This is a genomic window from uncultured Tateyamaria sp., assembly GCF_947503385.1.
Lineage (GTDB): Bacteria > Pseudomonadota > Alphaproteobacteria > Rhodobacterales > Rhodobacteraceae > Tateyamaria.
The window spans coordinates 1-14,344 of sequence record NZ_CANNDO010000004.1 but is presented as its reverse complement, the minus strand read 5'-3'; the positions used below and the strand labels follow the sequence as shown (position 1 = coordinate 14,344).

General features: G+C 59.8%; 9 protein-coding genes and 1 pseudogene. 6 read left to right on the top strand and 4 right to left on the bottom strand.

Going from position 1 to position 14,344, the window contains the following annotated elements; all coding sequences use genetic code 11:
• The first annotated feature begins 48 nt into the window (after positions 1–48).
• Together Q1A85_RS13850 and Q1A85_RS13845 are read left to right on the top strand one after the other, a co-directional pair.
• Positions 49–450, top strand: a complete 402-nt coding sequence (locus Q1A85_RS13850) for a hypothetical protein (RefSeq protein WP_299690290.1) — start codon at positions 49–51, stop codon at positions 448–450.
• A gap of 296 nt (positions 451–746) precedes the next feature.
• Positions 747–1,346, top strand: coding sequence for a superoxide dismutase (locus Q1A85_RS13845; RefSeq protein ID WP_299690287.1), 600 nt, complete (start codon positions 747–749; stop codon positions 1,344–1,346).
• Positions 1,347–1,476: 130 nt separating this feature from the next.
• Here the strand turns inward: Q1A85_RS13845 and Q1A85_RS13840 are convergent, their stop codons facing one another.
• A complete protein-coding gene (locus Q1A85_RS13840; RefSeq protein ID WP_299690285.1) occupies positions 1,477–2,031 on the bottom strand; it encodes a TIGR00730 family Rossman fold protein in 555 nt (184 codons plus the stop codon).
• A 119-nt stretch (positions 2,032–2,150) separates the two neighbouring features.
• Between Q1A85_RS13840 and Q1A85_RS13835 the strand changes: the two genes are divergently transcribed.
• Positions 2,151–3,473: a LysM peptidoglycan-binding domain-containing protein gene (locus Q1A85_RS13835; RefSeq protein ID WP_299690282.1), complete on the top strand. Its 1,323-nt coding sequence runs from the start codon at positions 2,151–2,153 to the stop codon at positions 3,471–3,473.
• A 73-nt stretch (positions 3,474–3,546) separates the two neighbouring features.
• The gene (locus Q1A85_RS13830) at positions 3,547–5,406 is read left to right on the top strand and encodes an ABC transporter ATP-binding protein/permease (RefSeq protein ID WP_299690279.1); all 1,860 of its coding nucleotides are present in this window, start codon (positions 3,547–3,549) and stop codon (positions 5,404–5,406) included.
• A gap of 44 nt (positions 5,407–5,450) precedes the next feature.
• Here Q1A85_RS13830 and Q1A85_RS13825 read toward each other — a convergent pair whose 3' ends face one another.
• Entirely contained in the window at positions 5,451–9,341 is a 3,891-nt protein-coding gene (locus Q1A85_RS13825; protein WP_299690276.1) for an efflux RND transporter permease subunit, read from the bottom strand.
• Complete coding sequence (locus Q1A85_RS13820; protein ID WP_299690273.1) at positions 9,338–10,645, bottom strand: efflux RND transporter periplasmic adaptor subunit; 1,308 nt, start codon at positions 10,643–10,645, stop codon at positions 9,338–9,340. Before Q1A85_RS13820 ends, Q1A85_RS13825 begins: the two co-directional genes overlap by 4 nt.
• Before the next feature lie 725 nt (positions 10,646–11,370).
• Between Q1A85_RS13820 and Q1A85_RS13815 the strand changes: the two genes are divergently transcribed.
• Together Q1A85_RS13815 and Q1A85_RS13810 are read left to right on the top strand one after the other, a co-directional pair.
• Complete coding sequence (locus Q1A85_RS13815; RefSeq protein ID WP_299690270.1) at positions 11,371–12,867, top strand: RNA-directed DNA polymerase; 1,497 nt, start codon at positions 11,371–11,373, stop codon at positions 12,865–12,867.
• Between the two features lie 50 nt (positions 12,868–12,917).
• A complete protein-coding gene (locus Q1A85_RS13810) occupies positions 12,918–13,280 on the top strand; it encodes a hypothetical protein (protein WP_299690268.1) in 363 nt (120 codons plus the stop codon).
• A gap of 137 nt (positions 13,281–13,417) precedes the next feature.
• Here the strand turns inward: Q1A85_RS13810 and Q1A85_RS13805 are convergent.
• A pseudogene (locus tag Q1A85_RS13805) lies at positions 13,418–14,344 on the bottom strand (hypothetical protein); the annotation flags it as partial.

Genomic DNA, 14,344 nt, shown 5'->3' with positions numbered 1-14,344 from the left:
CGCGAAATGATGCAGGTTGGCGTCAGGGAAGCGAAGGAGGACAGGGCAGTGAAGACGTTTCTGTTTGCTGGGCTGTTTTGCGTTTGTGCGACTGTGACGCAGGCTCAGGGATACGTATGCACACTCAAGACAAACGGCAGCAGTTTTGCGCCCGAAGTGCTCGCCATGGATTTTGACAGTTCGGGCAAAACGGCGACGGTCTATGGCCCGGTGATCGAATGGGCCAAAGGTGGACCGATGAAGGCGAAGACGCGCAAACGTCAGGATGGCCAAATCGAGGTGCGGTGGTCGATGACGTTGCCCTCGCGCCCGATCCGCGCCTATGCACGGTACCGTGTGGTGTTCAATCAGGACACCAAGCAAACGACGTTGAATGCCACCTTGCGCAACGCCGACAACGACGTGTCGGGCCGCGGCACATGTGCGCCGGAGGATTGGCTGCCAAGCTGATCCTGCGCGGCGTGCCCGGAGCAACACTTCACGCGACGTTTGAAACCATCCGGCCCCGGGCGGATCAGAACAGCACGTTCAGCGCGTTGCCCTTAACGTCCGCAGGCTGACGACACGACATAGTGACCTGAGGCAATAGGTGGAATTTGGGCAGGCGGATCGGATGACCCACCAGTCGCAGGACCGGTAAAAAGATGCGTGGCGCGGGATTGCCGGTCACGCCAACCCTTGAACTTGCAGAGGTTTGCACAATCTGTCAGGCACACACCTGCACGATGAACAATGGGGGCCCCATCATGGCTTTTGAACTTCCCGATCTTCCCTATGCCCACGACGCGCTGGCGGACAACGGCATGTCGAAAGAGACGCTGGAATACCACCACGACCTGCACCACAACGCCTATGTGGTGAACGGCAACAAGGCCATCGAAGGCACCGAATGGGCGGACAAATCGCTCGAACAGATTATCGTCGGCACCTACGACGCTGGCGCGGTTGCTCAGAATGGCATCTTCAACAACATCAGCCAGTTGTGGAACCACAACCAGTTCTGGGAAATGATGGGGCCGGGTGCTTCGTCGATGCCCGGAGAACTGGAAAAGGCGCTGATAGAGAGCTTTGGGTCCGTTGACGCGTTCAAAGATGCGTTTTCGGCCGCCGGTGCCGGTCAGTTCGGTTCAGGCTGGGCGTGGTTGGTCAAGGACAAGGACGGCAGCCTCAAAGTCACCAAGACCGAGAATGGCGTGAACCCGCTGTGCTTTGGGCAGACGGCGCTGCTGGGCTGTGATGTGTGGGAGCATTCCTATTACATCGATTTCCGCAACAAGCGTCCCGCTTACCTGACGAACTTCCTCGACAACCTTGTGAACTGGGAAAACGTCGCCAGCCGCATGTGATGCGGTCGCAGGCTGTACCGGCTGCTTTGGGTGGCGGGTACAGCGACAGTTTGGGGCGCTGCACGGCACCCTTCAAAGCGCGCGAGGATCTTCGCGCGCTTTTTTCGTGCGCTGGGTTTGGATGGGCGCGTCAGGTGCCGCCATGGTCCGCAATGGCGTCCAACGCGGCACCGGGGTCCGGCACAACCTGCATCAGGTCGAAGAGGCTGGCATCGGCAAACCCTTCGTCCACCACATGGGTCAGAAGACGCATCAGCGGTGTCCAGTATCCGTCTGTATCAATTGCGAAAATCGGCTTGTCATGCAGGCCCAGTTGCCGCCAGGTGAGCGCCTCGAAAAACTCGTCCAGTGATCCCGCGCCGCCCGGCAACAAAACCACGGCATCGGCATTCATCAGCATGACCTTTTTGCGTTCATGCATGGTTTCTGTGACGACATATGTCGACAGGTCCGCCTTGCCGACCTCCATCGCAACGAGATGCGCGGGGATGACGCCGAATGTGTCGCCGCCTGCCTCCTGTGCTGCGCGTGCGACGGTCCCCATCAGACCCACATCGCCCGCGCCGTAAACCAGCCGCCAGTTGCGGGCGGCAAGCCCTTGGCCCAGGACCTCTGCGGCCTCCGTATAGGATGCGCGCGCACCCTTGCGTGCGCCGCAATAGACACAGACGGACAATTTCGACATCACCGACCCCTAGCTTTGTTCACAAGCGCTGGACGGGCGCGTGTTTTGACCGTTCTATCCCCGCCTGTTATGCAAGCGCAACGCGCCTGCACGGTGCGAAACCTGGGGAAAGGTTGGCAATGTCCAAACTGGCGGCATTGATGGGCTCAAATGGTGGCCTCGTTGCGGGGGCTGCGGTGGTGGCCGTGGCCGCCATTGGCGCTGGCCTATACGTCAACAGTCTGGGCGGCACCGCGCCAACGCCCCCGCTCGAAGAGCAGACTGCCGTTGCGCCCGCGCCCGCGCCCGAGGTGGAAGCCGAAGCGGTACCCGAAACACCCGCAGCCCCAGAGGTGGCGGAGGACGTGTCAGCGCCCACAGATGGCGTTGCCCAAGCCGCCGACGTGGCACCTGCGCCGGCCCCGTCAATTGACGAGGTCCGGGTCGAGGCTGACGGTCTCGCCGTGATTGCGGGCCGGGCGGAGCCGGGCAGCAAGGTCACCGTATTGCTCGACGGTGTCGCCAATACCGAAGTGACAGTGGACGCCGCGGGTGGCTTTGCCGCCGTGACGACGATTGCCCCCAACACGGATGCGCAGGTTTTGACCATCGTGCAGGGCATGGCACAGCACGAGATTGCATCGCTGGACGAAGTTATTGTGGCACCAGTGGCGCGCCCGGCGCCCGACCCGGTGGAAGAGACCGCGCCGGAGGTGGCCGAAACCGTGCCCGAAGCGCCCGCGCCAGACAATCCGACGCAAGACCCCGCGCCAGTCGTGGCCGCGGCAGAACCCGACGCACCGGCAGATGAAACGGTTGTGCGTGCGGACCCGGCCCCTGATGCACAACCCGAACCACCCGCGCCCGCCCCCGAAACGGCGGATGCGCCAACGGTGGAACCTGCGCCGCAGGTCGCCGCCGTGCCGACACCGCAGACGCCGGCCATCCTCAAGTCGACCGAAGAGGGGGTCGAAGTGCTCAGCAGCACGCGGCCCGAGGCGCTCGACAATATCGAAATCGACACGATCAGCTATTCGCAATCGGGTGCGGTCGAATTGTCCGGGCGTGCGCAGTCCGAGGCTGACGTGGTGCGGGTCTATGTGGACAACCGCCCGGTCGCAGATATCGAGGTGGACAGCAACGGGCGCTGGCGCGGCGCGTTGCCGACCATCGACACCGGCGTCTACACCCTGCGCGTGGACGAACTGGACGCAGAGGGTGACGTCACCAGCCGCGTTGAAACCCCGTTCAAGCGTGAGGACCCGGATGTGCTGGCGCAGGCGGATGATGCGGATGCCCCGGCCAAGCGGATCACCGTCCAGACTGGCAACACGCTTTGGGGTATCTCGCGCGAACGCTATGGGGATGGGCGGTTGTACGTGCAGGTGTTCGATGCCAACCGCGATAATATCCGCAATCCCGATCTGATCTTTCCCGGTCAGGTCTTTGACTTGCCGGAATAGCGACGCCGGACGCTGGTCACTGCCCCAGCATCGCCCTATGATCTAAGTCCCAGAGACAAGGGACTGCCCCTAAATGCCAAGTGATACCGCTGCCCCGCGCAGCACAAGCCCGGCGCGCCAAGCCTCCCCGACACCCGATCCGTCCAGCGATGTGCAGGCTGAGGAACGCGAATCCGGCTGGCGCGTGATCCGCAAGGTTGCGCCATACCTGTGGCCTGCGGACAAACCGTGGGTCAAACGCCGTGTCGTGCTGGCAATGCTGGCCCTTATCCTGTCCAAACTGGTGTCCGTTTACACCCCGATCATCTACCGCGACGCGGTGGACGTGCTGGCGGGCGAGGGCGTGTCGCAGCTTGCCTTGGGGGCGATTGGGCTGACGGTGGCTTATGGCCTTGCCCGGCTGATGAATGTCGGATTTCAGCAATTGCGCGACGCGATCTTTGCCCGTGTGGCGCAGCGCGCGCTGCGGATGCTGGCGCTGGAGACGTTCCAGCATATTCACCGCCTGTCGATGCGCTACCACATCACCCGCAAGACCGGCGGTCTGAGCCGCATCATCGAGCGTGGGGTGAAGGGGGTCGAGTTCCTGCTGCGCTTCTTGCTGTTTTCCATTGGGCCGCTGGTGCTGGAACTGGTGCTGATCGGGATCGTCCTGACCATCCTGTTCGACGTGTCCTATCTGGGCATCGTGGCGGTCACGATTGGCTTGTATGTCTGGTTCACCTTTGCGGTGACAGAATGGCGGGTGAAACTGCGTCGGATCATGAACGATCAGGATACGGATGCGAACCAAAAGGCGATCGACAGCCTGCTGAATTTTGAAACGGTCAAATATTTCGGAGCCGAGGGGCGCGAGGCGGCGCGCTACGACCGTGCCATGGCGGGCTATGAGGTCGCAGCGCTCAAGACCAGCTATTCGCTGGCCTTTCTGAATTTTGGCCAATCGGTGATCATCACTGCGGGGTTGGTGGGCGTGATGGTTTTGGCGGCCATTGGCGTGCAGAACGGTACGTTGACGGTTGGGGATTTCGTGATGGTCAACGCCTACATGATCCAGATCACCATGCCGCTGAACTTCTTGGGCACCGTCTACCGGGAAATCCGGCAAGCGTTGGTCGATATGGGCGAGATGTTCACGCTGCTTGAACAACCTGCCGAGGTGGTGGATGCGCCCGACGCGCGCCCGCTGGAGGTTAAGGCCGGGCGGATCGAGCTTGACGATGTACACTTTGGCTATGACCCGGCACGCCCCATCCTCAAGGGCGTGTCGGTCGTGGCGGAACCGGGTCAGACCGTGGCGATTGTCGGCTCCACCGGGTCGGGCAAGTCGACCATTGGGCGGCTGTTGTTCCGGTTTTATGATGTGGGCGCGGGTGCCTTGCGCATCGATGGTCAGGACGTGCGCGACGTCACACAGGACAGCCTGCACGCAGCCATTGGCGTGGTGCCGCAGGACACCGTCCTGTTCAATGACACGATCCGATACAACATCGCCTATGGGCGTGATGCGGCGACCCAAGAGGATATCTTTGAGGCTGCCCGGGCAGCACAGATTCACGATTTCATCATGGCGCTGCCAGATGGTTATGACACGGCTGTGGGCGAGCGTGGGCTCAAGCTGTCCGGCGGGGAAAAGCAACGGGTGGGCATCGCGCGCACATTGCTCAAGAACCCGCCGATCCTGCTGTTGGACGAGGCGACAAGCGCGCTTGACACTGACACGGAGCAAGAGATCAAGGATGCGCTGCGCGCCGCCGGGCAGGGCCGAACGGTGCTGACTATTGCGCACAGGCTCAGTACGATTGCCGAAGCGGACCGGATCGTGGTGCTGGAAAAAGGCGAGATCGTCGAGACCGGCAATCACGAGGCGCTGTTGTCACAGGACGGTCGATACGCGCAGCTCTGGCACCGCCAGCAAGCGGACGAACGCTAGCGGCGCGGCCTTGGCGCGACGCGGTCAAACCGCGTCGGGCCCCCTTACTCGGCCGCCTTCAGCGGTGCGCTGGTCAGCGGAAGTTCGGGCTGTGACGTATCTGTCGCGGGCTGCTCATCGAAATCCCAGACCAGCTCTTGGCTGGGCATCCGCCCGGCCTGACGCGACAGCGCCCAATCGCGCGCCGCAGCGCTTGCCCGACCCAGCGACAGCTTCGCCAGTAGCTGGCTCAGCCACAGGCCGTAGGTCACGACCCACACGCGCATCGCCAGCATGGACGGGGTGACCATCAGCGTCAGCACGGTCGCGATGCCCAGACCGAACACAACTGCTGTTGCTAGCTGTTTCCACCACAGCGCCGTCGGGCTGTCGACCGTATAGCCGCCGCCGCCAAAGTCGAGGCTGAGCCCGAACATCATCGGCGCAAGGCCCGCCATTGTGGTGATCGTCGTCAGCAGCACGGGCCGAATGCGGTCCTGTGCGGTCCGAATGATCGCCTCGATCCGGGGCATGTAGCGTTCGTATTCCTGATAGGTGTCGATCAGCACGATGTTGTTGTTCACAACAATCCCGGCCAAGGCCACGATGCCTGTCCCGGTCATAATGATCGAGAATGTCTGATCCATGATCAGCATCCCCCAGAGCACACCTGTGGTCGACAGCACGACCGCCAGCAACACGAGGATCGCGTTGTAAAAGCTGTTGAACTGCGCCAGCAGGATGATGAACATCAGGAACAGGGCACCGGCAAAGGCTTGCCCGAGGAACGCACCGGATTCCTCCTGATCCTGTTGGTCGCCGGTCCATTCATGCTCCAGCCCGGCGGGGAAGGGGTCAGTTTGCAGCCATTTGGTCAGTTCGGCCACGCGTTCGTTGGCGTTGACCGGCACCATGCGCAATTCGCCATTGGCAAATTCGGCGGCCACGTCGCGGCCCGCAGCCGCAGCATCGCGCGCCATCACCGCGTACGTTATGCCGTCCGCCGACACGATGTCGCCCGCCCCATCGGGGCGCAACGTGGCGACGGTCTGTTCAATGTCTGCGCCGTCCACCTCGACCGTCTCGACCAGTTTTTGCAGACCGTCCATCGAATCCGCTTTGACGTCGAAATACCGCTTTTGGCCGACGCGGTTGATCTGCGCCAGTTCTGCAACCGGTGTCCGGGTGATGAAGTTTGCCAGCGGCACAAGCCCGTCCGCCGTGCGCACCTTGAGCGTGTCGAGCGTCGACAGAACGCGGTCCTGTTTGGGCAGGCGCACGCGGATTTCGATCTCTTCGTCCGAACTGTCGACGCGCATCGTGTCAAGCAGCAGCCCACGGGTGACCAGTTGCACCATCGCGCCCACGGTCGCCACATCCGCGCCATAGCGACCAGCCTTTTCCACATCCACGTCGATCTGCCAATCGATGCCGGGCAGGGGCCGCGTGTCTTCGATCCGAACAAGGCCGGGCGTTGCATCGAATTGCGCCCGGGCAATGCCAGTCGCGTCCAGCAGGTCCTGCCAATTGTCGCCCTTGATCCGAAGATGCACCGGCTTGGCCGAGGCGGGGCCTTGGGCCAGTGGCAGCACTTCGGTGCGGATACCGGGGATTTTGCGCAACTCTGCGTTCAGCTCTTCGACGACATAGTCGCCGTCAAAATCAGGTGCCTTGATCTCACGCATCACGGTGTAGTCGGTGAACGGCACTGTGAACCAGGGTTCTTTGGCGTCGGGGCGTTCTTCCCACGGGATGGTTTCGATCTGCACCTGCCCGATCGTGTCGCGCGGGTTCTGCGCGCCGCCCGTGTTGGCGTTCAGCCCGCCACTGCCCGCAAAGGCAAAGGCGCTCCGAATTCCGGGGTGGGCAAGAACGATATTCTCCACCTGCTGCAAGAGCGCGTCTTTCTCTTCCAGACCGAGATTGCCGCGCGCCATAACATAGACGATGGCCTGTTCGGTCTCCGTCTCGACAAAGAAATCGACGCCGCGATTGTTGTTGATGAAATAGATGAGCGTTGTTCCGACAAAGACGAACACAACGCCGATCATCACCAGCGGCATGACCGCATTGCCCACGATGCCTTGGATCACGTAACCAAATCCGGATCGGCGGTAGCCTGCGCGCACCTTGCGGCGCCGTTCACCAAAGACCGCCTTGGCCACCCAAAGCGCGCCGCCACCCACGCGGTTGAACACCGCACCAATGCACATGAGCGCCGTGACCAACCCGACAAGGAACATGCCAAACAGGGTCACCATGGCGAGACCGATCAGGAACACATCAAAGAATGTCGGCAGCACGGACCCCCAGATGTTTTGCCCGTCCATCGCGCTGAATGCGGCTATAACCTGTGCCTGCAACGGTTGCACGCCAAGGATCGCCACCATCAGAACAAGCGAGATGACCGCTACGCCGATATGCGCCAGCAGCGGCAGCGCGGCGATCCGGTGCATCTGCGTGCCGCACCAGTCAATCAGACGGCCAAGCACACCGCCCATGACGGGCAGATAGATCAAGGCCACCACCAGCGATGCCGACAGCACAAAGATCAGCGTTACGGGCAACATCCCCATGAACTCACCGGGCACGCCGGGCCAGAACAACATCGGCAAGAAGGCACAAAGCGTCGTCGCCGTGGACGACACCACCGGCCAGAACATACGTTGCGCCGCCTCCACATAGGACCGCATGGGCCCGACGCCCGCCTGTTGCCGCTTGTCGGCGTATTCGACCACCACAATGGCGCCGTCCACAAGCATACCGACCGACAGGATCAGGCCGAACATCACAATGTTCGACACCGAGATGCCCATGATCGCCAGCAGCACGAAACACAAAAGGAACGACGTCGGGATCGCAAAGCCGACAAGAATAGACGCCCGTGGCCCAAGAAAGGCCAGCGACACGATCATCACCAGCGAGATCGCGGTCAGAACCGACCCTTCGAGCTGGCCCACCATCGACGCGACCTCGCGGCTGGTGTCGTTGGAGGTGCCAACCTCGACTGCCGCCTGCAGCCCTTCGGGCCATTCGGCGGATTTCTCGGCTACGACCTCTTTGACCAAGGTCGCGGTGTCGATCAGGTTAAAGCCTTTGCGCTTGACCACTTGCAGCGCCACAGTGTCCGCCCCGTTGAAACGTGCCGTCGACACGCGATCCTCGAACGTGAGGTTGATCTGGGCCAGATCGCCCAGTGTCACCACCCGGTCGCCATTTGTCTTTACCGGCAGGTTGTAGATGTCGCGCACGCTGTTGAAGGAGGACGGGATCTTGACCGCAAAAGCACCCTGATCGGTTTCGATCTCGCCCGCTGCAATCAGTTGGTTGTTGTTCTGCACCACGGTGATCAGCTCGCCCGCGGTGACGTTGTAGGCCTCAAGACGCAGGGGGTCGATGGTCACCTCGACCATCTCGTCACGGCTGCCCACAAGGCTCGCCTCAAGCACGGCGTCCAGCGCCTCCAGATCGTCCTGAAGCGCCTTGGCCACCCGCGCGATGGTCCGTTCGGGCACCGGGCCCGTCAGGTTCACGATGATGATCGGGAATTCGGAAAAGTTGAATTCGTCCAGCGTATATTGCTCGTACCCGCTGGGAAATTCGGCCTCGGCCTTGTCCATGGCGTCGCGCACATCGGCCATGACTTGGGTCTTGTTCCAGCCAAACTCGAATTCCAGCACCACGTTGGCATAGCCTTCGGCGGCGGTAGAGGTCATTTTGTCGAGCCCATCGAGGTCCGACAGCTCGGTCTCCATCGGCTGGATCAGCAGGTCCTCTGCGTCGGAGGCCGAAATGCCGGGGAAGGGGAGGGAGATGACGAGCGTGGGGATTTCGATATCCGGCTCGCCTTCTTTGGGCAAGCTCATATAGGCATAGGTGCCCACCGCCAGCGACAGGAAGATAAAGGCAATCACCATCCGCGCACGGGACGCGGCCCAGTCGACGACACCGGTCATTGGGTCTGCTCCTGATAGGTGGGCGCAACGGTGACGCCTGCGGTCACAAATTCCTGCCCGACAACAATCACGCTCAGCGTATCCGGCAACCCGGTCAGCCAGACGCCCTGCGCGGTGTCGCGCAGCACCGTAACGGGGTTGAAAGTGACAAGGCCCGCATCATCCACGCTGCGCAGGCCAATCTGGCCTTCGGTGTTCAGCGTGAGCGCCGAGGGCGGCAGCAGGTGCGCCTTGGCCCCCGCAGCCGAAATGGCGATGTCAGCGGTCTGGCCGTCACTGATCGACAGGTCGGAGTTGGGCACTTCGATCTCGACGCGGAAGGTGCGGGTGGTCTCATCCGCCGCACGGCTGAGGAATGTGACGGTGCCTGCAACCTCTTGACCGCCCGCAGCAAGGCGCGCCGTCGCGGCTGCGCCGACCTTGACCCGGTTCACTTCGGTCTCGGGGACAAAGGCCACCAGCTTGATCGGGTCCAGCTGGATGATGGTGGCGCAGAGCGATCCGGGCTGCAGCAGGCTGCCCAGTTCTGCGGTGTCGCTTTCCAGCAGCCCGGCAAAGGGCGCGTGGATGTCGAGGCGGGAAAGTTCCTTTTCCGCAGAAGCGACGGCAGCGAGCGCGCTTTCGATGGTGGCGTCGGCGGCCTGAATGCCGGACCGGGCCGCCGTCACGCCCGCGCGCGCAGCCTCAAGCGAAGCCTCAGCGGAGGCCACCGCCGCTTCGGTGTTTTTCACACGTGTCTCGGCGGCAAAGCCTGTCTCGCTCAGCCGTTGCGCGGCGTTCTGGTTGACCAGCGCTTCGTCCAGACGCGCCTGCGCTTCGATCACGCGGGCCTGCGCCTCGGGCACGCGGGCCTCTGCCTCGGTCTTGCGTGACGTGGCCTCGGTGGCGCGTGCGCGCATCTCAGCGAGGGTCGAACCGCGGGTGCCCGGATCAAGTTGGCACAGCAGCGCGTCTTCCTCCACAAATGCGCCCTTGCGCAAGGGCGGAGAAATGACCGTCGATGTGGTTTCGGCGCGCACTTCGACCTCGCGGGCCGCTTCTGTCTGGCCGCGCAGCAAAACGGCGCTGTTGATTTCGCGTGCAATCGACCTGCGGGCCACAACTTTGATCAAATCATCGCCGGGCGCGTCCGCTTCTGCGACCTCTTCAGCCTCGGCTGTGGCATCCGTTTCAGTGTCCAGAGCCGCGGTTTCACCCCCGCCGGACTGTTCGGCAAGAAACGCCAATGTCCGGTCCCGTTCAATCACCCACAGGTACAGTCCCACGCCAACAAGAAGGGCAAGGATCAGTGACACAACACGCATGGTTTTCAATTTCCCAGTTGGTTCCGCGCAATAAGCGACATGGATTCACATCCATATAGGAACACTTACGACTAAACTAACCAGTTCAGATTACTTTTTTTGCGCCTCATGCGCAATGTGTCCGGTTTGTCGCAGGCAAGGGTCAGTGTAGCGTGACACGAAAAACTGCAGTGAATTACACGAAGAGTTGCAGCAAACCGGTTTTGCTTGAACGGCAGTTTTACGCTCGTTGGACGGCTCTTCGAGCATTCCGCAACACAATTTCCGGTGGCTGGCTCGGTTCGAAGCGGGCGATGGGCGGTCAGGACACACCTCTGATCACAGCGTCGGCAACCCAGCCAAAGCCGGAATTCACATACATCAAACTCCATGATGAAGTTTCAAGAGCAGCTCAGCGACAGAGGAGTGAAACTGACCGGCCAGTTCTTCAACGTCGTTACCGGCATCAGACATGGCATTTCGGAACTCCTCTTCGCTCATAGAGAGCAGACGGCTCGGGTCTTGCTCCGCGACGTCGTAAATCCAATGCTGATGCAAAAACTTGCCCCATAACCACTGGGGAGCGACCTTGTGTCCATCGTATCCAGGGCAAACTCAGCCCGAAGCGGACGTTGCCGAAGCGCTTGATCAATCACGTACAAGTGGCTTGTACGCCTTTCTGCGTTCCATCATGCTCAATCCCTGATAGAAAGAGGAAATTCAAACCAACTTCCGAGTTCTAAACATTGAAGCGATTGATAGACGCAAGCCATGCTGATGCCAAAAAGCACTTTCTAAAGGGCAGCAGCTACTTTAACGGCGATTTCCCTGAGTACGTAAGTTTCGAACCAATGTTGGCAGAAGTATCTGCGGTGTTGGGAGACAAAAACCTTTCTGACTTCGCATCCAAGTGGCCAGCAAATTATAGTGGGGTGAACTACAGCTTCACAGCAAACAAGGACGGTAGATTCTCCTGGCGTCCCTATGAGCTAATCCATCCTGCTATCTACGTTCGCCTTGTAAATCTCATATGCAAACCGGAAAACTGGGCGCAGGTTACTGCTCGTTTAGCGTCATTTGAGAAAGGCGCTGTCGTGTGCTGCAGTTCACCCGTCATGTCCATAGATGACCAATCGGATCAAGCTGCACAGGTGAGAAACTGGTGGCAGGCAGTAGAACAACAGTCTATTTCGCACTCCCTTGATTTCAGTCACTTGATCCATACTGACGTAACTGACTGTTATGGCTCTCTCTATACCCACAGCATCTCATGGGCGTTGCATGGTTTGGAAACAGCCAAGAAAATGAAAGGAGAAAAAAAGCTCCTTGGCAATCAGATCGACGGACTGATCCAATCAAGCCGATATGGCCAAACCAATGGCATCGCCCAAGGTTCTGTACTCATGGATTTCATAGCAGAGTTGGTCCTTGGCTGGGTCGACCTGCAAATCACCGAAGAGCTTGGCGAAGCGCTGGGCTTCAGGATTCTACGTTACCGAGATGACTACAGAATTTTCGCCAACAGTGATGTTCATGCTGAGGCTATCTTAAAGGTTGTGAGCGACAAGTTGCGTTCCGTTGGAATGAAGTTGGGCGTCGCCAAGACTCAGGTATCGCCTAACGTTGTCGAAGGAGCCATCAAGCCAGACAAACTAGCGGGAATTGAGCTACAAGATTTGGGAACTACAAATGCCAAGACCTTGCAAAAGCAGCTTTTGCGGCTCCACGCATTTGGACTACGCTATCCCAACAGCGGAGCGTTGAGGCGGCTTCTGAGCGAGTTTCACACGAAGATCGTCGCCCAAAAGGACAAACCGGATGACCTGGAAGTGCAGATCGCTATAGCAACCGATCTGGGTTTGACTTCTCCGCAGGCGTTCCCGGCGGTAGCAGGCATTCTGAGTCACCTAATTTCTCTCAGTGAACAGGATCAGAAAGAAGTTCTGTGGGGGCGAGTCCGGGACAAAATGCATCGAGTTCCATACAACGGGTACTTGGAAATCTGGCTACAACGCGTAACCAAGCCAAAATCTGTTGGTTTTGACTTGGTTAGCAATGAAAATATCTGCCGGATCGTAAACGGTGAAATTGTTCAATTATGGGAGAGCGGTTGGGTCGGAAGCAAAAGCCTCAAAACCGCGCTAGACGCATCAAAAATCTTGGTTGATGATCCAACTAGCATCCCCGAAGTCGTCGCCCCGAAGGAAGTCGAGTTGTTCACAAAAAATGCGTGGGCGTACTGAACGACAGCGATAATGGAAAGCGTTTAAGGCATTAGCTTAATGGAGATGAAGTGAAAAACCCTGCTGTTAAGTGGCTTCTCAACGGGGTAGTGCCCGGTCTAGTGGTAGCTGGTATCTTGGCCTTTGGGGTCACGTCTTTCGGCCTTATCGAGAACTGGGTCAAGCGAGCAGCCCTCGACGCTTTTCCGGACGGTTCTCTGGTGCTGATATCAAAATCAACAAAGAACTGCCCAGAAAGGTGGGAGCTATTGGGTGAAGTCTCAATTCTGGGCTGGGACCCAGAAGAAGGAGATGCAAAAGCGTTTGGTTCCTTTGGCGGTAAGTCGCTAGATGACTTCGGTGACAGACGCGATGCTGACAGATGGGGGTATAGTTTCGACTATTTCCGGCTTTTTGCATGTGGAAAGATCTGAATGGTGCACAAGTCGCAATTCTCGCAGCAACGGAGAAGAACGATAAAATCAGAGCGCAGAACTGGTGCAAAAATCGGTTCCACCAACCACCTGGTAGGAAGTTGCAAGGCAGACTTTGCAAAGCCTGCTTTCTGCGCTTAGCTCCCGCCCTGCAGCAACTTCAACAACGCATCCCCCATATCTCGCCCGTTCTGCTGCATTCCAGCGGCATTGTAGTGTGGGTCGCCAGCATCCAACGGATCAACCTGGTTCCCGGCGGCTGGTTGGATCACCCGGAAGTCGGCAATCGCGTTAGGGTGCCCACTGTCCTGGTCAAAGCGGTTGAGCCACTGCTGGCGATAGCTTCCAAAGCCCGGATTGCCGTTGGCATCTGTGTTGTCCACGACATGCTGGGCGATGTTGGTCAGCACCATTGGCATGGCACCAAACAGGGACCGCACCTCGGCGAAGAAGGACAGGTATTCCGGGGTATGGGCCGTGTCATAGCCTTCTGGCCCGTCAGGGGTGTTGAAGCCGTCGTTCTGACCGAGTGACCAGATGGCACCGACAACCTCGTGGGCAGGCCCCAGAGCTTCCACAGCAGTCTTCATGGCAACCATCTCGTTCCACATGCGCGAGGCCGTGTTCTGCTGTTGCGTGGTCTCGATCACCGCGCGGCTCGGGTGCCGCCAGTCTTGCGTGTTCATCAGCCCCGAGCCGGGGTCGCCAAGGGCCATGACCAGAAGCGGTCGGTTGCGCGCGGCTGACCAACCTACGAGGCGCGAGGCGGCGGCATGGACTGGAGACATGCGAGACGCGCCTGGTGCGCCCATGACCGGCTCGATCATCGGGAAGGGGATGTGCCGTTCGGCACCAACCGTGCCATAGATGGGCGAGGTTCGGAGGCAGGGCATGTACCAAAGGCGCGGATCGTAAGCGATCTCGTGATTGTCCTTGGTCACGAAGTCGGATCTGTCCGTCGTCAGGTTTTTTGGTGCCAATGGCGGCCTAAACTGAGAGAGAGTTTGGCTCATCTGGTTGGCTTGATGATGCGGCGTGCTGTCGATGATGCAAGCGCCGGGCTT

Excerpts from the sequence above, each read along its gene's own strand:
- Q1A85_RS13835 (WP_299690282.1), top strand. The coding sequence starts at position 2,151 with ATGTCCAAACTGGCGGCATTGATGGGCTCAAATGGTGGCCTCGTTGCG.
- Q1A85_RS13830 (WP_299690279.1), top strand. The coding sequence starts at position 3,547 with ATGCCAAGTGATACCGCTGCCCCGCGCAGCACAAGCCCGGCGCGCCAA.
- Q1A85_RS13840 (WP_299690285.1), bottom strand. The coding sequence starts at position 2,031 with ATGTCGAAATTGTCCGTCTGTGTCTATTGCGGCGCACGCAAGGGTGCG.
- Q1A85_RS13845 (WP_299690287.1), top strand. The coding sequence starts at position 747 with ATGGCTTTTGAACTTCCCGATCTTCCCTATGCCCACGACGCGCTGGCG.
- Q1A85_RS13825 (WP_299690276.1), bottom strand. The coding sequence starts at position 9,341 with ATGACCGGTGTCGTCGACTGGGCCGCGTCCCGTGCGCGGATGGTGATT.
- Q1A85_RS13820 (WP_299690273.1), bottom strand. The coding sequence starts at position 10,645 with ATGCGTGTTGTGTCACTGATCCTTGCCCTTCTTGTTGGCGTGGGACTG.